The 22,403-nt window shown below is 41.0% G+C and carries 18 protein-coding genes and 1 pseudogene; 11 read left to right on the top strand and 8 right to left on the bottom strand.

Features of this window, described 5'->3' with window-relative positions; translation table 11 throughout:
• Positions 1–98: 98 nt before the first annotated feature.
• Positions 99–905, bottom strand: a pseudogene (locus ACE1AT_RS26460) (protein kinase); the annotation flags it as partial.
• An 85-nt stretch (positions 906–990) separates the two neighbouring features.
• Here ACE1AT_RS26460 and hpnA point away from each other — a divergent pair.
• Together hpnA and ACE1AT_RS26470 are read left to right on the top strand one after the other, a co-directional pair.
• Positions 991–1,980 (top strand): hopanoid-associated sugar epimerase, encoded by a 990-nt coding sequence (gene hpnA, locus ACE1AT_RS26465; RefSeq protein WP_374873823.1) that lies wholly within the window; start codon positions 991–993, stop codon positions 1,978–1,980.
• Between the two features lie 5 nt (positions 1,981–1,985).
• Positions 1,986–2,126 carry a hypothetical protein gene (locus ACE1AT_RS26470; protein ID WP_374873825.1) on the top strand — a complete coding sequence of 47 codons (141 nt, stop codon included), beginning with the start codon at positions 1,986–1,988 and terminating at the stop codon, positions 2,124–2,126.
• 15 nt (positions 2,127–2,141) lie between these two features.
• Here the strand turns inward: ACE1AT_RS26470 and ACE1AT_RS26475 are convergent, their stop codons facing one another.
• Both ACE1AT_RS26475 and ACE1AT_RS26480 read right to left on the bottom strand, forming a co-directional pair.
• Complete coding sequence (locus tag ACE1AT_RS26475) at positions 2,142–2,687, bottom strand: DUF1830 domain-containing protein (protein WP_374873827.1); 546 nt, start codon at positions 2,685–2,687, stop codon at positions 2,142–2,144.
• Between the two features lie 170 nt (positions 2,688–2,857).
• Positions 2,858–3,550, bottom strand: a complete 693-nt coding sequence (locus tag ACE1AT_RS26480) for a response regulator transcription factor (RefSeq protein WP_374873829.1) — start codon at positions 3,548–3,550, stop codon at positions 2,858–2,860.
• A 62-nt stretch (positions 3,551–3,612) separates the two neighbouring features.
• Here ACE1AT_RS26480 and ACE1AT_RS26485 point away from each other — a divergent pair, with 62 nt between their 5' ends.
• The gene (locus ACE1AT_RS26485) at positions 3,613–4,986 is read left to right on the top strand and encodes an ATP-binding protein (protein WP_374873831.1); all 1,374 of its coding nucleotides are present in this window, start codon (positions 3,613–3,615) and stop codon (positions 4,984–4,986) included.
• 15 nt (positions 4,987–5,001) lie between these two features.
• Here the strand turns inward: ACE1AT_RS26485 and ACE1AT_RS26490 are convergent, their stop codons facing one another.
• The gene (locus ACE1AT_RS26490; RefSeq protein ID WP_374873833.1) at positions 5,002–5,472 is read right to left on the bottom strand and encodes a hypothetical protein; all 471 of its coding nucleotides are present in this window, start codon (positions 5,470–5,472) and stop codon (positions 5,002–5,004) included.
• 253 nt (positions 5,473–5,725) lie between these two features.
• Between ACE1AT_RS26490 and ACE1AT_RS26495 the strand changes: the two genes are divergently transcribed.
• Both ACE1AT_RS26495 and ACE1AT_RS26500 read left to right on the top strand, forming a co-directional pair.
• Positions 5,726–6,235: a DUF4112 domain-containing protein gene (locus ACE1AT_RS26495; protein ID WP_374873978.1), complete on the top strand. Its 510-nt coding sequence runs from the start codon at positions 5,726–5,728 to the stop codon at positions 6,233–6,235.
• 19 nt (positions 6,236–6,254) lie between these two features.
• Entirely contained in the window at positions 6,255–7,202 is a 948-nt protein-coding gene (locus ACE1AT_RS26500) for an alpha/beta fold hydrolase (protein WP_374873835.1), read from the top strand.
• Positions 7,203–8,430: 1,228 nt separating this feature from the next.
• Here ACE1AT_RS26500 and ACE1AT_RS26505 read toward each other — a convergent pair.
• From ACE1AT_RS26505 to ACE1AT_RS26520, 4 genes are all read right to left on the bottom strand, one after another.
• Entirely contained in the window at positions 8,431–9,135 is a 705-nt protein-coding gene (locus tag ACE1AT_RS26505; RefSeq protein WP_374873837.1) for a hypothetical protein, read from the bottom strand.
• Between the two features lie 122 nt (positions 9,136–9,257).
• Positions 9,258–10,370: a D-alanine--D-alanine ligase family protein gene (locus ACE1AT_RS26510; protein WP_374873839.1), complete on the bottom strand. Its 1,113-nt coding sequence runs from the start codon at positions 10,368–10,370 to the stop codon at positions 9,258–9,260.
• Positions 10,371–10,556: 186 nt separating this feature from the next.
• On the bottom strand, positions 10,557–10,799 hold the full coding sequence (locus ACE1AT_RS26515) for a hypothetical protein (protein WP_374873841.1): 243 nt from the start codon (positions 10,797–10,799) through the stop codon (positions 10,557–10,559).
• A 500-nt stretch (positions 10,800–11,299) separates the two neighbouring features.
• Entirely contained in the window at positions 11,300–12,298 is a 999-nt protein-coding gene (locus ACE1AT_RS26520) for a zinc-dependent alcohol dehydrogenase family protein (RefSeq protein ID WP_374873843.1), read from the bottom strand.
• 565 nt (positions 12,299–12,863) lie between these two features.
• On the opposite strand from ACE1AT_RS26520, the gene ACE1AT_RS26525 reads away from it, so the two are divergent.
• The 6 genes from ACE1AT_RS26525 (at position 12,864) to ACE1AT_RS26550 (ending at position 22,142) form a co-directional block, all read left to right on the top strand.
• Positions 12,864–15,410 carry a family 16 glycoside hydrolase gene (locus ACE1AT_RS26525; RefSeq protein ID WP_374873845.1) on the top strand — a complete coding sequence of 849 codons (2,547 nt, stop codon included), beginning with the start codon at positions 12,864–12,866 and terminating at the stop codon, positions 15,408–15,410.
• Positions 15,411–15,451: 41 nt separating this feature from the next.
• Positions 15,452–15,736: a hypothetical protein gene (locus ACE1AT_RS26530; protein ID WP_374873847.1), complete on the top strand. Its 285-nt coding sequence runs from the start codon at positions 15,452–15,454 to the stop codon at positions 15,734–15,736.
• Between the two features lie 56 nt (positions 15,737–15,792).
• The gene (locus tag ACE1AT_RS26535; RefSeq protein WP_374873849.1) at positions 15,793–17,748 is read left to right on the top strand and encodes a Dyp-type peroxidase; all 1,956 of its coding nucleotides are present in this window, start codon (positions 15,793–15,795) and stop codon (positions 17,746–17,748) included.
• A gap of 523 nt (positions 17,749–18,271) precedes the next feature.
• Positions 18,272–19,672, top strand: coding sequence for a hypothetical protein (locus tag ACE1AT_RS26540; protein WP_374873851.1), 1,401 nt, complete (start codon positions 18,272–18,274; stop codon positions 19,670–19,672).
• A gap of 295 nt (positions 19,673–19,967) precedes the next feature.
• Complete coding sequence (gor, locus tag ACE1AT_RS26545; protein WP_374873853.1) at positions 19,968–21,347, top strand: glutathione-disulfide reductase; 1,380 nt, start codon at positions 19,968–19,970, stop codon at positions 21,345–21,347.
• A gap of 120 nt (positions 21,348–21,467) precedes the next feature.
• Entirely contained in the window at positions 21,468–22,142 is a 675-nt protein-coding gene (locus ACE1AT_RS26550; protein WP_374873855.1) for a YqiA/YcfP family alpha/beta fold hydrolase, read from the top strand.
• Positions 22,143–22,403: the final 261 nt, after the last annotated feature.

Here is a 22,403-nt window from a genome sequence, read left to right on the forward strand (position 1 = left end):
GGATTTAAAGCTTGGTCAATCTCCTCCAACCTTTGTATGATTATTTGTGTATTTTCTGGACGCAAGTTAAGCGAGCGTGCCATCATTTGGTCAATTAAATCAGCAAATTGTGAACTAATTTTTTTGTCAACATAATTTCGCCAGTGCAATTCGTCGCTATAAGAGTCATAAATTTCTGGGCTAGTTGGTTCTTTCCCTGTTAGCAAGAACACAAACGTGCGCCCTAGAGCAAAAAAATCTGATTGCGGTACTGCATTATTATTTATCTGTTCCGGAGGTGTATAACCTGCGGAAACAACTCCCGTAACACCTCCTTGCTGACTAATAACCGTTTTCGTCACTTGCCGCGCTGTGCCAAAATCAATCAAAGCTAGTTCCCCGCTTACCCGAAGCATCATATTTGACGGCTTTATATCTCGGTGGAAAAATTTCTGTTGGTGTACCTGCTCTAAAATGGTGACTAATTGCCGCAACCACTCAAGGGCTAAAGTCTGGTCAATAGGGTGCATTCCCCTACTAAACATCCATTGTTGTAAGTCCATCCCTTCAACCTTTTCCATAACTAAACAATGAATTGGGTTTTGGCTATTTCTGGGATGATAAATAAAGTAACCATCTCGGTCAATTAGGGGAATACCAGGATGATTAAGATAACTTAAAACCTCTGCTTCCTGCTGAAATAACTCTACAGCCTTTTGTTGATTATTAATTAAAACTTTGAGAACTTTGGGCGTATTATTTCTTACCTCTTTAACCTCAAACGTTAGCCCAAAACCACCCCCACCCAACTGACTAACCACCCGATAACGTCCTTGCAGCATCAACTCTGAACCACAAGCTTGACAAAATAGGATATTGTCAGAATTATGTGGATTAGGGCATTGAGGGTTAATGCAGAGGCTCATAAAGTACTATAGTTAAAATGATACTTTCTTAAAAGTTTGGCTAAAATTATACACGAGATTTAAGAAATTTTCTTGATAAAAACTAATGCGTGTATTTGTTACAGGTGGTACTGGTTTTGTCGGTGCGAACTTGGTACGGTTACTTTTAGCAGAAGGATACTCAGTCAGGGCGTTAGTGCGTCCTAGTAGCCAACTCGATAATCTGCAAAATCTCGATGTGGAACTTGTTAAGGGTGATTTAAATCACCCGGAATTATGGCAGCAAATGCGGGGTTGTCAGTACCTTTTTCACGTCGCTGCTCACTATTCTCTTTGGCAAAAAGACCGAGAAGCACTTTATGATCACAATGTTCTGGGTACGCGCAATGTTCTAGCGGCTGCCAAGAAAGCCGATATTGCTAGAACGGTTTACACTAGTTCCGTAGCGGCTATTGGAGTGGGACTTGGTGGTAAAGTTGTAGATGAAACTTACCAAAGTCCTGTAGAAAAACTGGTTGGTGACTATAAAAAGTCTAAGTTTTGGGCTGAACAAGAAGCGATGCAAGCAGCTCAAAACGGTCAGGATGTAGTTATAGTCAATCCTAGTAGCCCTATTGGGGCTTGGGATATCAAGCCAACGCCCACAGGAGATATTATTGTACGGTTTTTGCGACGGCAAATGCCTTTTTATATGCACACAGGACTGAATTTTATTGATGTGCAAGATGTGGCGAAAGGACATTTGCTCGCTTTACAAAAAGGTAAATCTGGCGATCGCTATATTTTAGGACACCAAAACCTGACGCTCAAACAACTACTCGATCAACTTGCTGAGATTACAGGTTTGCAATCCCCGCAAAGGGCTATACCTGCTTGCATACCCTTGGGTGTAGCCTGGTTTGATGAAAAAATTCTGGCTTCTTTAGGAAAAACACCATCTGTTCCCCTAGATGGTGTGCGTATGGCTACGCAAACTATGTTCTATGACGCTTCTAAGGCTGTGCGAGAATTGGGTTTACCTCAGTCTCCTCTGAGGGTAGCTCTCCAAAATGCCGTAAATTGGTTCTTGTCGCGCCCAGGATTTACGCAGATTTGATTAATTTGAGCAAGAATATTAGTGCTTATGATGACAATGCATCTATAGTCCTGCCAGAACCGCGATCGCCAGATAAAATCTTTTGCTGGCAGGTATTCCGTATGTTTGGACACGCTATGCGATCGCGCCGTTTGTATAACTCCTGACAAAGGCATGTAAAATCAGCCATAAACTTGTAGATTGGAACAAAGAATTTTATTGGTTAAAGTTGCACCCGTTGTGCTATCCATATGAATTTCTAACTCTGCTTGGGGAAAAGCTTCAAATAGCATTTGTTCCCCAGGAAAAACAACTTGCTCGAAGTAAGAGTGAGCAATATTTGAGATGCGAATAATTTGAATCTGACTAGTTGTGTTTTTGTAGAAACACAGAATTTGGTTTTCTATAAGCAATGCCGAAGAGTTTTGCATTTGAGTTCTACTAGCTTGTTGAACAAAGTTGAAAATAGACTTTTCCAAAGCCTTATATTCATCAAAGCTAAGATTGCACCACTGGTGATATTGGTTGAGAAAACGAATTATTATCAGACTTACAGCTTCTAAATCAGCTCGTTTCTTAGCTGCTGTAAAAGCTTGAACAAAAGTGGGATAAATCTGGCGATCACTAAACCCAGTCTTTTCATCTGGCATCCAACACTGAAATAAATACCCTTTGGGCATTGGTATTATTTCAATCAACCAGCCATGATAAAACTGCTTCCATTTCATCCACAATTTCCTTTTGAGCTTTTCTGACAGCAGACTGATTGGAGCATATAGATTTACTGCTTAATATTCTCCCCCCATACTTGAAGAATATAAAACCTAGATATGCAATTTTCGTGTAGAATTTATGCAGAAATTGTGGAGTCGTCAGGGCAAATAACAGACGTGTGTCCCTACTTGAGGCGATAGCCCAGCCCATGCATCGTTTCGATAAAATCTTCAGGAGCACCTGAAACTCTAAGTTTTTGTCTGAGAGATTTGATGTGAGACCTAACGGTTTCCTCAACCGGTGAGTCTTCCGTAGACCAAACTTGTTCTATAATGCTGGAACAACTTAAGACTCGTCTGCCATTAGCAACCAATAACTCCAAAATTGCATATTCTTTAGGAGTCAACGCCAGAGGTTGATCATCATAAGTAGTCTCGTAGGTACTGGGATTGAGAAGCAGGCCTCCCCAAGATAAGCTTAACGTAGTCGCAGAACTACCCCTTCTGATCAAAGCACGGATACGAGCCATTAACTCTTCTAGGTCAAATGGTTTAGCCACATAATCATCTGCTCCCGCATCCAATCCGGTAATTTTGTCTGCTACAGTGTCACGAGCCGTTAGCATCAACACGGGTGCGGCAGAGTTACGGTGTGCTGGATTGCTGGGTTGGACAGTGCGTAAGCGTTGGCAAAAACGAATACCATCTAACTTGGGCAACGTCACGTCCAATACCAGCAGATCATACTTGATTGACTCAACCGAGTTCCACGCTGCTTCTCCATCTTTGGCAACGTCTACTACATATTGACGCCTAGTTAATACCTCTGACAGTACCTCCGCTAATTGGGTATCATCTTCAACTACCAGAATACGCATAGGCTTACCATTATACTCTTGTTCAGCACAGAGAAGTAGAAAGGAGGTAATTTGACTCTATCATGACTCAAAAATTTACGAAGTGGTCTTCTCAAGGTAAATGGATAGCAGGAGGATTTTGCATAACCCTCTTGCTGATGGGATTAGTTAGCTTCGCTTCATATAAAAACACTATCGAAATTAGAGAAAGTGCTGATAGAGTGCAGCATACCTATGAAACTCTCAATACGCTGACAAATTTTTATGCAGCGATGTCAGTTGCTGAGTCAGGAAGGCGAGGATACATCTTTTTGGGAAGTACACAAGAGTTAGAACGCTACCAAACTGCTGTTAAAAATATGCAGGCTGAAATTTATGCACTCCAGCATCAAATTCATCCTGGTTTTAGTCAGCAACAGAGGTTAACCCTTCTTCACTCTCTAGTAAATCAGAGATTAGCTTTATTACAGCAATCAATAGAACTATATACAAAAAACAAATCAGCATTTCAAACTCAATCTTTGATTACAAAAAAGAGTATTAATATTCGAGAAAAGATTCTTCAAGTATTACAAGAAATAAAAATTAAAGAACAAGGTTATTTAAGCAAATCACTCAAGGAATCGCAATTCAGTATTAAATATAGAACAACAATTGAAATAATTGGTACAATTTTAAGCTTTTTTATAGTTTCTAGTTTGTGTTTTATACTTTATCGTCAATGGGTCAAGCATGATGAGGTTGAAGCACTTGAAAGATCATTAGCTCAAGAAAAAGAATTAAACGAATTGAAACTGCGCCTCTTTTCGATGATTTCTCATGAATTTCGTACACCTTTAAGTGTGATTTTGCTTTCCTCTCAATTATTAAAGGAAATTCTTCAGGAATTTGTTGACGAAAATAAATTAAAAAATCTATACCGAATTCAAGCTTCAGCGAAATTAATGAATCGGCTGATCACTGACTTATTGACTTTAACAAGAGCAGAAGCAGGCAAATTAGATTTTAATCCTCAATTGATTAATTTAGAAAGTTTTTGTTTAAACTTACTCGAAGATTTTCAGCTTTTTGATACAAAGCAGCCCATAATAAATTTTATTAAACAAGGTCGTTGTTCTAGCGTCAACATGGATGAAAAGCTACTATATTCTATTCTCAGTAATTTGCTTTTAAATGCAATTAAATATTCACCTCAAGGAGGCAATATGTATTTATTATTAAAATGTGAGTTAGAATCTACCATTTTCCAAGTTAAAGATGAAGGAATAGGTATTCCACAACCCGAACAGCAAAAAATTTATGAGCCATTTTATCGAAGTCAAAATGTTGAAGACATAGTTGGTACTGGGTTAGGATTAGCAGTTGTCAAAAAATGTGTGGAACTGCACCAAGGAGAAATTTTTGTGGAAAGTAAGGTAGGAGTTGGCACAACATTTACTGTCAAAATTCCTCATTGAATTGTTCCACCTACTTTAAATCTTCTCTACTTGTTCCCCTATTTGTTCACGCTGACGCGTTAGGCTATCAATAGCATCACCCAAAGCGGTAGTCAGGCTTTTACGAGTTTGGGCGTGTTCGTCTTGTTCGTTTTTCAACGCCTGTTGTAGGCGATCGCGTTCTTTGATCGCAGCCACTAATTTAGCTTTCAATTCCTCCATTGATTTAATTGGGGCTATTTCTTGCTGAATAGCTGCTGTAGCTGCACCATCATTGAGTAGTGTTGCTTCAATACCTTGTAAGCGTTGAATTTGTGTTTGCAATGATGCGATCGTCTGTTTTGAGAGTTGAGCATCTGTACGGCGTTGTTCTGCTTCAGTGTTATAGAGTTTTCGCCATTTTTCAGAACTTTCCCAAGCAGCATCCCGTTCTTGTTGCAAATGTGCTACCTGCTGTTTCAGTGCTTGGACTTCAGTTAACCACTGCTGTGTTAATTCTTGACTCATGTGAGTTCGGCGAGTTGAAAAAGATACAGAAAAAGGCTGAGACTGTAATCAATGCAAAAATAAGCAAGGTGTCTCAGCAATGTCCACTATTTTAAGCTATTGTAGACGCGCAGCGGCTTGCCATAGGCTACCGCCAAGAGGCCAAGGATTCGTAGAGTGTGCGTAAGTCCTACTAATATCAAAAAAAATCTTGCAAATTCCCGGTATAGGAGTAGAATATTTAGGATTTGATCACAGACACGCGATCGCTTCCATGTCTCAGCCACCTCGTCGTCGTTTTTCTACTATTGAACCTGAAGCTAAAGCACCTACCCTTAAGCGTCTACGCCAGCTTAGTCGCCTGCTAGATAAAGCCATTGTTATTCCCGGAACACGTGTTGGTATTGGTTTAGATCCGATTTTGGGACTAATACCCGTTGGTGGTGATTTTCTGGGTGTCATGCTTTCTGCTTACATTGTCCTAGAATCAGCACGCTTAGGTGTGCCAACAAGGACTTTAGGCAAAATGGTGTTTAATATCATTATTGATGGCTTGGTCGGTGCTGTCCCGGTACTGGGAGATTTGTTTGATTTTACTTGGACAGCAAATGAGCATAATGTCAAGCTTCTAGAAGAACATTTAAGGTTTCCTAGTCAAAATCAAAGTGCCGATAAGTGGTTTGTATTCGCGGTTTTGATTGGATTACTATTAGTTGCCATTGTATTAGTAGCCTTGCCTGTGATACTAATGAGACTGCTGTGGGGAGCCTTAACCGGTAGTTAAATGAGTTTTCACAAAAAGAATGAAAGATTGGTGGCAAGTTACTTTTCCCAAAGGGCAGCAAAGTATCACAATTTCTGATGCTAACGGCTACCCTGTACAAATTGCTTATGGGGAAATAGGCACTGGTAGACCGATAGTTTTTTTACACGGTCTGGGTAGCTGGAGTTATAATTGGCGTCACAGTATTCAGCCTTTATCGAAATACTTTCGGGTAATTTGTTTTGATGCTAAAGGTTATGGATTTTCCGAAAAACCATTGTTGCGAAGAGAACATAATGGTCATCAAGTCATTGAGTTAGAGCGAATAATTCAATCACTAAGTGATGAACCTGTGGCAATTGTGGCAGAATCTTTAGGTGGATTAGTTGCTCTGGCTCTGGCTCAAGAAAATCCGCAGTTAGTAGCACGCTTAGTAGTAGTAAATGTACCAATTTTTGCCGAAAGTCTTCCCCATTGGGGGATGTCATTGCTCGCCCAAACTCCATTAGAAGTCATACAAACCATAGATACATTAGGTTTGGCAAATTTACTAGCTCCACTGGTAAGAGAAGTAATGGCCATAGAACGGCGTCGGGTGTTGTTTGATCCATCTGTTTTAACAGATGAAGATGTTTACTGGATAACTTATCCATACACTGAACTCAGGGGTACTCTCACCAAAGTAGCTGAAGAGGTAAAGATCGCGATCAAGGAAATTGAAAACCTGAAAGCAAACAAACCCAATTTGTTGAGTAAAGTACAAAATAATCTTGGTTCTATCCACTGTCCGACATTAGTTTTGTGGGGAAAACAAGATAGTTGGTTTCCCGCTACTCACGGAGAAAAATTGCATCAACGCCTTCCTAATTCTAGATTACAAATTCTGGCTAACTGCTGTCATGATGCTTCCACGGGTGCTTCTAAAGTATTAAATGCAGCAATCCTAGAATTTTTGCAGGATACACAATTTTGGACTTCGGAAGAATAAAAGGGAACGGGGAACAGATAAAACCCATAAAAAAAGAGTGGGAGTCAGCATACCAGTCGCTTTTGACTCCCACCCAGACATTTACCACTGAAGAGAACAGGAATATGCATAAGCGTTGTTATTTGTTTAGGGGGCTAAGTGTGGAACAACAACGCCAATACATATTTAATTTCCTGGTGCAGTAAATGCCAAATCTGATAAATATTCTTAGTTGTTGGCTATGAATTGTTAGTTATTGACAAGTTATTTATAACTAACTAATGAATCCAGAAAATCAACTCTATCATCACATTTGTAAATAACTAACTAATTGGAATTTGATCAGGCAAGATTTTTATATATCATATGTAGATATATTGTTTTTTTGCCTGTAAATCATTCGGTAGAGGTATACCACATAAAAAATATTTTATTGTGGTACACCCTGATAACAACACCCTTGAAGTCGTTTATCTTGAATTCAATTTAACTGAATAAATCAGAGCTTGGTTGCCAGATTGGCAAGTTTTTCTACTTATAAAAAATCTGATTAAACGTTAGAAAATAGCAGTTAATTGCCAAATTAACCAGAAATATGTAGCCTTTTAAACATTATTTATAGTTATATATATAAACATTCCAACAGATATTTATGAATTTTATATTTTTTAGATAATTATCTGAGTTTTGAAAGATTTAGCTAATATTAGGGTGAGTGGTATGACCCTTCATGACCTATAGCCCTCATCTATTTTTTTACTATTTCAACTATGTAATTATGAACATCTTTGCCTCAATATTGTATTTTGGCAGAATGGCAATTATGTAATTAAATTCGATAGTATCTTATGTAAAAGACATATAATTTGCAATATAAATTATGATTTAATGTACAAAGAAAATCATAATTTATATTTTTTATATAACTATAGGAATCCAGTTTGATTTATAAACTTAAGTAAGTCGGCACAAATGTAGAGACGCTTCAAACAGCACGTCTCTACTAAGGATTGGGGAGCATCCCAATTTTTGAAAAATACCTGGTGGCGACTAGAAGTCGCGGCTACACAAACATAGCCACCCTACGCAGGCTACTATGAGTCTGCGTCTGCGGGGATTTTAAACATTTGGGATGCTCCCTATCCGTGAGCATCAAAGCCTTGGACAACAAAGGTCAAAATCTAAATTTCGGATAAATCTAATGGGTAGCTTTATCCATAAATTAACTGACAGTTCACAGCCCAAAAATTTACTCGCGCAGAAGTGAAGACAAAGAAGTCTGTTTACGAAGATCCATCATGCTAGCCAAAGAGTCTTTGTCATCTTTGTTAAAGTCTGCTTCTGGTGGTAAAACAGTAACTACAGCTTTTGCTGCTTCTGAAGATGTATGAGAAGATTGGGGTGCTGGTGGTAAAAACACTGGTAAATTCTTACTAGGGGATGGTTCTAGCCGCTTTTGATGACGTTGTTTCAAGCGTGATTGAACCCGATGAGAATTTTCTTGAATTTTCTGCTGTGTCAGACGGTTAAGCAAAAGAAAAACGATCAAGCATCCACCAGCGCAACTTATGGCGATCGCTGCTATCATCTGCAAAGAAACAGGACTATAGGATACTTTTGTGATTTGAGGGGTTGTAGTTATAGGTAATTCTGTTTCAATCTGTAGAAATTCTGCTTCTTCACGTTCTACACGTCCCACGTAACCGAGACTATACACAGCTACAGCAGCAGCACTGATCAAAGCTAGCAACACTCCTGCAATTACTAACCAAGGGTGTTGAACTAACAAATTTATCAGAGAGTTTTTGCTTGTTTGTAGTGCAGATCCAGTTTTTACAGCTTCATTTATGGGTGCTTTTGCCTCCAATGGCTGCTGTACATTTTGAGTATTTTCCATGACTACTTTCAAATGTGTACCCCTCTTGTCAATAATTGTACTGGAGGAGTCAGCCATTACGTATCCGTGGCAAAAGTTCGGATTTTAGTAGCCTTTTTATAAAGAATAAGACTACTTAAACCGAATTTTTGACAAAGTTTCAGTATTTTTTACTACTGTATACCATAATGGTAAAATCACTACTTAGATTCTGCTACTTCTACAGGAGAGTATCTTTCAACAGCTAGTTGAATTAGTTGATCAACCAGTTCAGGAAAAGAAACACCACTGTGTTGCCAAAGTAGAGGATACATACTTGTAGCCGTAAAGCCAGGTAGGGTATTAATTTCGTTAATTAATACTTCGCCTGTTGCTTCTACGTAGAAAAAGTCTACTCTTGCCAACCCCGCAGCATCAACAGCAGCAAAAGCTTGTAAAGCCATTTCTTGAATTTGCTGAGTGACAGCATTTGGTACTGCTGCGGGAATAACTAAATCTGCTTTCCCTTCTGTATATTTAGTTTCATAGTCATAAAAATCGCTCTTATAAGTAATTTCACCTACTACTGAAGCTTTTGGTTGATCGTTTCCTAAGACAGCACATTCTAATTCTCTGGCAACGACTCCTGCTTCTACAATAATTCGACGATCATAACTAGCAGCATTATCCAAGGCAGTTTCTAATTCTTGACGCGATCGCACTTTGGCAATTCCCACCGATGAACCTAAATTCGCAGGTTTAATAAAACAGGGATAACCCAAACTCAACTCAATTTCATCACATATTTTTGGGAAAACACAAGGATTTGACCAAATTTGGGAACGGTTGACTGCTTTGTATTTAACTTGCGGTAATCCAGCTTGGGCAAAAACCATTTTCATGGCTATTTTATCCATTCCCAGCGCTGAACCTAACACCCCAGAACCCACAAAAGGCACTTGCATCAAAGTTAGCAATCCTTGTAATGTACCATCTTCGCCGTTGGGGCCATGGAGAATGGGAAACCAGACATCTACTTCCCCAACTTGCGAGGGAGATTGCCAACGACTGAGAGAATGGGAACTAGCGCTCACTAATTGATTACCAGTTTCAGAGTTTGGTAATGACAGTGGCTTTCCTGATGCTAAGACTTGTTGTGGTGCATCTCCTGCTAGCCAACGTCCATCTTTTTGAATGTAAAAAGGCAAGATTTCGTATTTACTAGTATTTTCTCCTGTACTCAAAGCTTTAGCGATCGCCCGTGCTGAGGTGATCGACACCTCATGTTCTCCGGAACATCCACCAAACAGCAACCCTAAGCGTAATTTTGTCATTTGAAGATACCTCTACACTTCAAATGCAGATAGCGTAACATAACCTGTCAATTGCGGAACTTATTTCAAGTGGAAGCCAATCGCACTATTTTATATTGTGTCCGCTTGAACACTTATATTATTCGCCCTTGTCGGTAATCGGTAATTGGTAATAGGAAAACCAATGATCAACAGCAAAGCATAATATCAATACAAAGGTTCTACGCGGATAGCTTTTATGATTGCATCCGCATCCGTAGCACTCTGATCTAATTTAGGAACCACAGCTACCTTTATTACTTGACAGTCTATTGCTCCTTCTATACCTATATGTCTATAAATATAATCTCCTACTCTCGGCACAACCCCAAATCTAGCTCTATACTGACCAATGGGATTAGCGTTTGTTTCATCTGTTTGATCGTAAATAAAAACTGCTAAGTCAAACATTTTGCTTCTTCCTTCGCACTAAAATTTTTGCCGCAGTCGTTGCACCAATATCTTTGTTTGTCTGTCTACTTGCCAGTAGCTTTAATGCTGTTACTATTGCAGCTACAACACGTCACCCCTACACACCTTGATTGTATCTGTGTACCTACAGCCCTGATTTTTCCATGCTTCCTGTGCTGCTTATTGTAGCTACAGCAATTTAGGCGCAAGTATAGATGCCAAATGGAGCTAATTCGATAAGATATGGCACATTACTAGATTATAAATATTAAAGTAAATCACTAAGTATTTGGGTCAGCATTGTTCCAGTCTGAGTTAATGGCTTAGAACTCTAAATAAAGTACAGCATGATTACCAGGCGATCGCAATCCCACTCCTTCACGCATTTGATCAATCGCCCAGCACGAACAAGATAATACGCCTTGATTGATGGATGTATTGAGTTAAGCCCACAATCATTTGTAGAGACGCAAAATTTTGCGTCTCTACTCTACATTTTGTCAAAACACCAAAACAATCTTACCCGTCGTCGAACCAGATTCAATTAACTGGTGCGCTTTTGCTGCTGACGCTAACGGTAACTCATGACTGACATGAATCTTCAACTTACCCGCATCAATATATTTAGCACACTCTGCTAAGATTTCTGCTTGGTGATGCTGTGCTTCCACCATCCCTTGCAACATTGGTGTGAGCATTAATTCTAAACCAATGCGGAGATTCCGGTTTCTCGCAGTTCTCCAAACTGTATTGGCATTTGGTTCTAAAATCGTCACGATATCACCATACATCCGCACAGCTGGGAAGGTTTGGTGAAAAGTTTCTCCACCCACAGTATCAAAAGCCAAGTCTACACCTTCGCCACCAGTCCAATCTAAAGCTGCTTGGACAAAATCTGTTTTTTTATAGAAAATCGGATAATCTGCACCGATTTGTTTGACAAAATCTGCTTTTTCTTGAGAACTGACTGTTGTGCAGACATCTGCACCTTTAAGTTTAGCTAGCTGAATAGCTACATGGCCAACACCACCAGCACCAGCATGAATTAAGACGCGATCGCCTGGTTCTAACCTTCCCCGTTCATATAAAGCTTCCCAAGCAGTAATTAATACTAAAGGTGCGGCGGCGGCGACTGCAAACGAGACAGATTTAGGTTTGTGGGCAGCAAAACGCTCATCTATCGTAGTATATTCAGCATAATTACCTTGGTGTCCTCCTAAACCACCATTGCAAAAATATACTTCATCACCAACGCTGAAATTTTTGACACCAGCACCGACTGCTTCAACTACACCCGCACCATCACACCCTAAAACAGCAGGCATTTGATCGGGGTAGAAAGTACCACGTTTGCGAAGTTTAGTATCAATAGGGTTAACACCAGCGGCTCTTAAGTGTATCAAAAGTTCAGTTTCACCAACAGGAACACCAGGATTTGTCACATCTTGTAGTTGCAGAACTTCAGGATTTCCGGGTGCTGTCATTAATACTGCTTTCATGACTTGTTCCGATACTTTTTTGCTAACTAATGCTAACAAATACATAAGTTAAGATTGTCTCTTAACCAAGGCGTATCAACATTAAAACTTATAAATTAAACTTTTATTAACACTATAGATTTTATGACTTTTCTTATGCTATTAAAATATGCCCCATTGAAATCATACAAAAGTCAGAAATCGACTTTAGTTTCATCGAAATGAAACCAATCCAAAATTTCTCCATACGTAAATTCCAGGTATATGTGTGGAATCAATTCTGTAAATACCCTATAAAGATTGAGTTTTGGGCTTCTATGTATGAGTTAACGGATCTAAATTAACCATTACTTTGATGACCTTATAAAGTACTTATAAATGAGTAAATAAAATATACTTCTCTTCCTAAAGACACATATTTTTAAGTGATGCAATTTCAGTTTTATTTTTGTGTGAATATTTAAATGTTAATAGTACAACCGATGCAATCTATACACAAATCAAACGCTTAGTCAAACATGATTTCTAACAGCAGAATGTCATACTGCACTTTGTTAACAGATGAGAGTATAGAAGGAAAATTGTTATGACCTTGAACAGACTGGTTGATTCAGGACAACCTCTGCCAACACCCGACGTGCAGAGAACAACTTTCTCATTGGATGCAGTTGCTCGATTCGTTTGCAATACGTGGGAAGAAATCCTGGCTGCTCAGTCAGAGAGTCAGTTCGACGCGATCGTCATTGGCTCAGGTATGTATGGTGCATACACCGCTACCAAGCTATTCGAGTTTGGTCGCCGGACGGCAAATCCAGACCAAGCCCCACGAGTTTTGGTTTTAGAGTCTGGTCCATTTCTGATTAGCGAACATGTTCAAAATCTAACTCGTGTAGGCGATATCGGTTCGCTTGTGCAAGAAAACTTAGTTGATCCAGGTCAAGTGCAGGGTTCTTCTTTTGTCCAACACCATCGCTGTATAGGTGGCAAATCACTCTTCTGGGGAGGATGGACACCACGTCTACTCGATACAGATGTTGAGAAAGTCGATGCAGATGGAGCTAATCTCTGGCCCGACGATGTTCGAGAGTATCTATTCCGCAAAGCTCAACCAGATGGGTCTGTGTTTGATGGGTATGAGTTCATTGAGCGAGAAATCGGTGCTTATCCTGTCCAAGACTTCATCAATGGCTCTTTGTATGATGCCTTGTTCAAAAGTGGCAAGGACATTATTGAAAAGCGGCGTGTCCCATCTCTCAAAGCAGTAGTGCCACCGCCAATCGCCGTGCAGGGTGAGTCACCGGTTTCAGGCTTGTTCAGTATTGATAAGTTCAGCAGCCTGCCCTTATTACTCGACTCCATCCGCGAAGCCAAAGAGAAACCAGATCAATCAAGTAAGCTATTCCTGGTTCCTTACGCTGAAGTTATCAAACTAGAAACAGTCAATGGCATTGTCACCCAGGTTGTGATTGCTCTGCTCGATCCGTCCGCACCAAAGGATAAGAGCAAAGCTCGTGTCGTGAGGTTGAATCTCAAGCCCAGCGCTATAGTGATCATCGCTGGCAATACTATCAACTCCACACGCCTAGCTTTAAATTCCTTCCCTCGTCCCCCTCAGTTAGCACCTGGTGGAGAGTTGATGGGACGAAATCTCATGTCCCACGTTCGCGGTAACTTTGTCTGGAGAGTCTCCCGAAATTCTCTAGGACTCTCAGCAACTGATACCACTTTGAGAACTGCCGCGTTACATGTTCAAGGTTCAACCCAGACATCACAGGGACCAGGGCAATTCCATTTTCAATTTTATGCTGCTCCCAATGTGAATACAGGAGCCTTCCGTGGTGCCGCTAACAATCCAGAAGAGTTTCTGTACCGGATGGTACCCAATTTAGATGATGTGCAATCGATTCTCGAAGCTCAGGAAGGGCTAGGAGATAGAGTTGTTATCGGCATTCGCACCTGTGGAGAAACTTTTGGCGACAGAACCAGCCCCATTGGTAGCAACAATAACGTCAGTTGGATGAGTGTTAATCCTTTCGGCGGCAATGGCGATGATGTGTACTTTGAGAACGGTCAGCCCCTGCGGATACCTAAAGCCTTTGTAAATTTAGTTGAAACACCTGATGATAAAGCTGTTCGAGTGGCTCAAGCTCAAGCAGCTTTTGCCTTTATTGAGGCGTTAGCTAACCAGCCCCCAGGCAGTGCAAGCAGTGGCGATCCTAACGCTCCGATTCATTTCTTTAGTGGGGGCGAAGATCCATCTGGAACTACCTATCATGAATCTGGCACCCTCTGGATGGGCACTGACTACACTAAATCCGTCACAGATGCTAATGGGCGTTTCCACCACGTCTCTAATGCCTACTGCGTAGATCAGTCCATTTTCCCCACTGTTGGTTCTGCAAATCCCGTACCCACAGGACTAACCCTATCCCGTAAGATTGCACGCTCAATTATTGAACGCTATACCTCACAGGATGTTAGCAGCGAAGGAGGCTTTGAAACCCTTTATCGCGGCAACTTCAAAGCAGATGGCTGGGAAATTGTCGGTTCAGGTAGCCAAAACTTCTTCGATGTCCAAAATCAGAGTGTCCCAGTGCTGGGTACAGGTGTTGGTAATAAGAACGTCGGGCTTGGCGTTCTCTGGTTTACTCAGAAAAAATTCAAAAATTTCATCCTGAAGTTGGAGTGGAAAGCCTTCGACATCGAAGCCAACTCTGGTATTTTCTTGCGAATGCCAGAACCCAAGGTTCTTGATGATAGCTTTTATCACTCCAGCACCGAAATCCAAATTGACGAGCGCGGTTACGACTTTGCCAATAACATCTACGGTAGCCCCTTACACAAAACAGGTGCAGTTTACGAAGTTTTCGCCGCTCAAAGATGGGCTGCCAAGGTATTAAGCCCCCGCAACTCTGGTAATCCTGGCTACTGGAACAGCTATGAAATCAGAGTGGAGGGTAATGAGATTGAGGTCAAACTCAATAACCAATTGGTCAGTGCAGGAACTTTCTCCGAACTTCTGAACTTTGCTGACCCCAGTAACGGTAAGAAAAAGCGTTCAGAAGGTTTCATTGGTTTGCAGTGCCATACCGAGGTCGTTCAGTTCCGGAATATTCGGATTAAGGAACTGTAACCCCAAACGTAGTCAAAACCAAAACTAGGAGATAAATAACCATGAGTAACGACATCGCAGTGCAGCAAGATCAACTAATCGAGAAATGTATTGAAATTGCGTTAACGTCTCTCGGTGAGAACGAAGTCATCTTGGAAATCCGTCGAGCGCAGCCGGATTTCGGCAGGAACTACACAGTTGTTTATAAAGTTTATTTGGCGACTTTGGATGCCACTGGAATAAATCCAACGAACAAACGGTGTGTGGTAGTTGGCATACCCATTTCCGATATCGAATCAGGGAGTTTACAACCGCACAGGAGTTGTGATTCGGTACAAGACCTCTGAAACGCCATCGCCCAGTAAGCACGGAATCGGAATCTTAGTTTTTTAAGAGGTAAACAATGCCACTAGACCTCAACTCAAATAAAAGACCAATCGACAAGAACGACAGCCAGTATCAAGATGTTCTTGAAGACTTGCAAGGTAATATTCTCAAGTCACATGGCAGAGAAGAATCTCTACACATTTTCTTAACTTTCCCCGACCCCAGGAGAGAGCCGCAAAAAACTGTTGCACTCAGGCAATTGATTGCTCAACTCGCCACTCAGGATATTAAATCAGCCAAGAAGCAGTTAGATGATGCCGATGCCTGGAGAAATAATAAAATTGATGGTGGTATATTTGTACACTTCTGTTTATCTTCTTCGGGGTACGAAAAGCTGGGTTTTCTTGATTCTAATCAACCGAAGGGTAGCAATCTTCAAAAACGACGAGAAGCTAACCCTGAACAACTTAATGATGACTACGCTCAAGTCTTTCAACTGGGTATGAAGCGGCGGCAGTACGCACTTATCGATCCCCCATTTAGCGCTTGGGAGACTGCATATCAAAGGGATATTGATGCATTAATAATCATCGCAGCAGATAAGCTGACAGATGTTAAGAACAAAGAATCAGAAATTACTGACAAGCTGAGGGGTATTGCTACGGTTGCCACTGTCGAGCGAGGTACTATAATACGTCGCAAATTTAACAATCAGAACGAAGATCCTGTTGTTGAGCATTTTGGCTTTACAGATGGTGTTGGCAACCCACTTTTTCTCAAGCAAGATTTAGAGCGGGAAAAAAGCGAAACCGCAAAAAGACTTTTCAGCGCTCCCCTCAATCTTGTCCTGGTTCCAGATCCCTTAGGTACTCCCAATGTGAGCTTTGGCAGTTTTCTAATCTTTCGCAAACTTGAGCAAAATGTTCAAGGATTTAAGAAGGCGGAACTAGAGTTGAGCAAAGAATTGAGAGTTTCCCGCGAACTGGCTGGAGCAATGGCAGTGGGACGTTTTGAAGATGGCACTCCACTTGTTCTTCAGGGGAATGACGGGAGTACAAACTTAAATGACTTTGATTATTCTGGCGACCCTGTGGGGCTAAAATGCCCATTCCAGGCGCATCTTCGCACGACCAATCCCCGATTGGAATCGGTCAGAGCAGGTGGACCTTTTGCTCAGAGCGAAGAACAGGAGCTTGGACATCGCATTACACGGCGCGGAGTCACTTATGGTGGACCACTCAGCGACTTTAGCAACCTCGATAAACTACCTACAGCTGGGGTTGGGTTGCTATTCATGTGTTACCAGTCTGATATTTGGGAACAATTTGAGTTTATTCAACGGTTCTGGTCCAACAATCCCGTATTCCTTGAACCCGCTATGTCCCAATCCCGCAACGTACAAAATAATAATTACGACAGAACCGGATTGGATGCAGTCAGCGGTCAAAGCCTACCTGGTCAACGAGATCCGGTGGTTCAAGAAGAGGCGCAGCCGCCGAAAAACTGGTTAAAACAGCGGGATCAACCTACCACGAAAGCCGATGTCAAATTTGCAAACTTTGTCAAGCTCAAGGGGGGAGAGTACTTTTTCTCGCCGAGTATCAGTTTTCTGAAGAATTTGCCCAACCTACCTCAAAATTTCCCCACACCGCCAGTTGAAGAACCCGTACCTAGCAAAACATACGTTGTGCGACAAGGTGACGATTTATCAAAGATATCTCAGAGAGCTTACGGTGAGGAAAGATTCTCCACATTAATCTATGACGCTAACAGAAATGTGATTGGATCTGACCCTGGCTCGCTCTTTCCTGGGCAGATACTTTACATTCCAATACTCCCAACAAACACTAGACCCATACCAGGTGAAGAATATATTGTGCTACCAGGTGACTATCTATTTTTGATAGCCGAGAGAGCTTACGGAGATGGCAATAGGTTCGATGTCATCTACGAGGCTAATCGAGATGTGATTGGACCCGACCCAACCGTGCTTGTTTCTGGGCAACGACTTCGCATTCCAATACTGAGGTAGTGTTACTGAAGCTGCTACTAAGTACGTGCGACGTCAAGCGATCGCTCAAGTATGATGGTTGATAAGGGTGTGATCGCCTGCTCTTGTAGGGTGCGTTAACGAAGTGAGTATAACGCACCACATCAACCGATAACTTAACTTTTGACCAATGATTGTATACCAGTATTAAGTATAAACGTCAACAGCAAGCTTTAAGCGATCGCATAGATAAGCTCAAAACAGATCCAAAAAAACAGAGGAAACCTTTAGTTGACAAGCTCAAGGGATATCGTAGTATTAGGGCTGTAGGTCAACGTTACAGAATCATAAAGTTGAATTTGAAAAAGTGGTGGTTTTGGTAGTTGGCCTAGGACTACCAAAAGAGGGTGATAAAGGCGATATTTACACACTCATACAGAAATTGTTAGAAGAGTGAGAGAAGTAAGATTTCAAACATCTATCTATAGAAATAGATTTATCAAAAGTAAGAAACTTCTGAGATATGTTATCAGTCTGATGATTCACATTCTCCGAAAATTCTCTTATGTCAGAACAAGCTCAAGGTATTCCGGGAATACCTGATCTTACGCATCCTACCGAACTGATCCAGTTTGGAAATCATATCCTCAAAGGTTCGCTATTATTAGTACTTTTAGTTATTGCTTTGGGAATTGCGATCGCTCTGCTCAACTTCTCCCTGCGTCGTAATCAATCAGAACAGGCAAATTTTATTGATGAATGGGCAATTCGCTATTCACAAATTTTATCAGGATTACCACACTTAACTCTAATTTTAATTTTATTAATCGGAGGATTTTTTCTTTGCTCAACTTTGAGTAACAGATATCACCATTGGGAACAAGCAAAAGTAGCACAAGTAGCAGAAAGTGTTGCTGGTGACAGGCTAGAACAAATCGCACCACAAATACGTTATGTAGTGCAAGTACCCTACAGTTACACCACGCAAGTTAACGGCAAAATTGTTAAAGTCAATGAGACGCGAGAAGAAAATCGCTACCTGACGCTAGCTGGTTCGCAAATTCAAGTCAAAATTGATCAAACTCCTGATGTGCAAAATCGCCGTGCTACATATCGCGTAGACTATACAGCAGACTATAAAGTAGTTAATCAACTCAAAGATATTGATAGTTTTTTCTTTGAAACACCACCACCTAACGGTTATTCGCTGCTTTCCAGCTATAAAGTAGAGCGTGACGGTAATAGACTGCAACAAACTAATCCAGGTGACTATGGTTTTCCCTTCCGTCTTCAAGCAGGGGAAGAAACCAGCTTTCGAGTTACCTATAAAACTCAAGGGGGGTCACGCTGGGTTTATAGTGCTAATGGACAGTTACTCCAAAATTTTCGCTTGGTAGCCACTGCTAACTTTCCAGGGGCTGATTTTGCTAGTGGTATTGTACCAACGGAAATTGCAGGCGAAGGACAAAGTACCCGCTTTACTTGGGTATTTGACGATAATGTTTCTGTGAGAAACCCATTTGGCGTGTTTACAAATACTAACCCTGTTCGTAATACAGGTGTGCTTCCCCGCCTATTATTGCTAGCGCCAGCAATATTCTTATGGTGGATGTTATTGCTATATTTATCTATTCCTATAAATTTAAAAAACATCGCTGTTGCTGGTGGTATATTCTTTGCCTGTCTACTGGCTTTGACTTACACTAGTCGTGTCATGAGTCCCCAATTTGCTTGGACTTTGATTTCTCTAGTTTTACTAGTATTAACTTGGGGACTGGGTACAAATGTTCGGACTTCCTTGGCTGCGGTGATTTGTACTATTGCTGGCGCTGTGCTACCCGTATTTGGATTGTTAGTATCGTACAGTGGACTAACCCTCAGTTTAGCTGGTTTTCTTTCCGCAGTTTGGTTAGCGGTTCGTCACTGGTTTAGCTGGTACAGACTACAACCACAAGATCATCAATGACAATTAATTTATATATTTACCTCATCATCCCACCGACTTACTTACTTCTGTCAAAGTCATTGACCCTTTTAGATTCTAGATTTTGAATCTTCAATCCAAAATCTAAAATCTAAAATTTGGTCAGCTTTTATGATTTGAATGAGAAAGCTAGGATCGAGATAATGGTTGAGGGTAATTTGGAACGTGTTTTGTCAAGCGTTCTTGTCCTAGATACCATTTTACCTTGGTGAAATTTCTCTATTTTCGTTGGTAAATTGGTATCAATTTTTATTTTTTGCAAAAAACATCTAAATTTATGACCTACGATTACGATCTGTTTGTCATTGGTGCTGGTTCTGGAGGATTAGCAGCTTCTAAGCGTGCTGCTAGCTACGGAGCAAAAGTGGCGATCGCCGAAGAAAGTTTAGTCGGCGGTACTTGTGTGATTCGTGGCTGCATTCCCAAAAAATTAATGGTCTATAGTTCCCATTTTCCGGCATTATTCCATGATGCAGCAGGCTACGGCTGGAAGGTAGGCGAAGCAGAATTAAACTGGCAATATTTTATTACAACTATTGATAAGGAAGTCAAACGACTTTCCCAACTACATATTGGTTTCTTGGAAAAAGCTGGGGTAGAACTGATTCCCAGTCATGCTAATCTTTTAGACCCGCACACTATCGAAGTTGATGGGCGTAAAGTCACCGCCGATAAAATTTTAATTGCTGTTGGTGGTCGTCCCATCAAACCTGATTTACCGGGGATGGAATATGGTATCACTTCCAACGAAATATTTCATCTCCAAGAAAAACCTAAGCACATAGTGATTATTGGTGCTGGTTATATTGGCACAGAGTTTGCTTGCATTATGCGTGGTTTGGGATGCGAAGTCACCCAAATTGTCCGTAAAGACCTCATCCTCAACGGTTTTGATGAAGACATTCGTACCAATATTCAAGAAGGGATGACCAACCACGGGATTAAAATCATCCAAAATCATGTAGCGGAAGCAGTGGAAAAAGTCCCGGAAGGTTACAAAATTAATTTGTCTGGAAATCAAGCAGAATCTGTAATTGCTGATGTGTTTTTGGTAGCAACTGGTCGCGCCCCCAATATCGAAGGGTTAGGTTTGGAACAGGCTGGAGTAGAAACATGTTGTGGTGCGATCGAAGGTCCCGGATATAGCACAACAGATGCGATCACTGTGAACGAATACAGTCAAACTTCGCAAGAAAATATTTTTGCCGTCGGTGATGTTACTGATCGGATGAATTTAACTCCTGTCGCCATTGGTGAAGGGCGAGCATTTGCAGATAGTGAATTTGGTGGTCATCGCCGGGTATTTAGTCACGAAAATGTCCCGACTGCTGTGTTTTCTACACCTGAAGCAGCAACAGTTGGGATCACAGAAACCCAAGCCTGCGAAAAGCTAGGAGACGATGGAGTCAAAATATACCGTACTCGTTTCCGTCCTTTATTTCACAGTTTAACGGGCGCTCAAGAAAGAACCATGATGAAATTGGTAGTAGATGCTAAAACTGACAAAGTTTTAGGCGCCCACATGGTAGGAGAAAATGCAGGTGAGATAATTCAAGGTGTGGCGATCGCTGTTAACATGGGCGCAACCAAAAAAGATTTTGACGCCACCGTTGGTATTCATCCCACAGCAGCTGAAGAATTTGTCACAATGCGGTAATTGTTAGTTTATTGGGCATGAATCAGTTATCAGTTATCAGTGATCAAATTAAACTGGTAACTGTTAACTGTTAACTGATAACTGAGAAGTTGTCCCCCTTCCAATTCCCACAAAAGCTTGATGGTGAACCAGTTTATCTATCTTCATGGTTTTGCTTCTAGTCCTCATTCTGCCAAAGCTCGCTACATACGCGATCGCTTTGCCGAATGCAAAATCAAGGTGAAAATTCCTGATTTTAATTGTGACGATTTTTCTCACTTGACAATTAGTCGCCAAATTCATCAAGTCGGGTCAATAATATTAGCAGATGGTAAACAGGATATAGAACCATCTTCGTCTCAAGCTGCACCAGTAATTCTCATTGGTTCGAGTTTAGGTGGTTTAACAGCTGCCTACATAGCACAGCAATACCCCCAGGTGCAGCGACTCGTTTTACTAGCACCCGCCTTTGGTTTTTTATCTCACTGGCTACCCCAGTTAGGAGATACACAAGTTCAGCTTTGGCAACAACAAAAGTATTTAATGGTTTATCACTATGGCGAAGAGCGATCGCTACCTTTAAGTTATGATTTCATCACAGATGCGACTCAATATCAAGAAGAAGTATTACAGCACCCTATCCCGACTCTCATCCTGCATGGAAAAAATGATGAGGTTATCCCAATTCAAGCCAGTCGTGATTTTGCCAAATTACGTCCTTGGGTAGAGTTAGTGGAATTAGACAGTGATCACGCCTTAGCTAATGTCCTAGCCGAAATTTGGCAGTCAATCCGGCGATTTTGCAACTTACCCTGAAGTGAGTTTGCTTATGTATGCCATATTGGCAAGTATTTCGAGTTTACCTGTAGTAGAGGTTAAGTAGAAATAAATAAAATTTTTAAATTATAGTTATGAAGCTGCACAATTAGTTATAAAACAAACTCAAAATCCCGCATTCGATCAGTCTTCGTAATTTACTTGCATCTGAACCAACTCACTCTCACCCACAAAACGCAGCTCAAAAACTCAATCGACAATTCAAGGCTAACAGCAATCTTGTCAGGAAAATTTGGTGAT

Origin of the sequence: Pelatocladus sp. BLCC-F211 (assembly GCF_041928655.1) — a bacterium.
In the GTDB taxonomy this organism is placed as follows: Bacteria; Cyanobacteriota; Cyanobacteriia; order Cyanobacteriales; family Nostocaceae; genus Pelatocladus.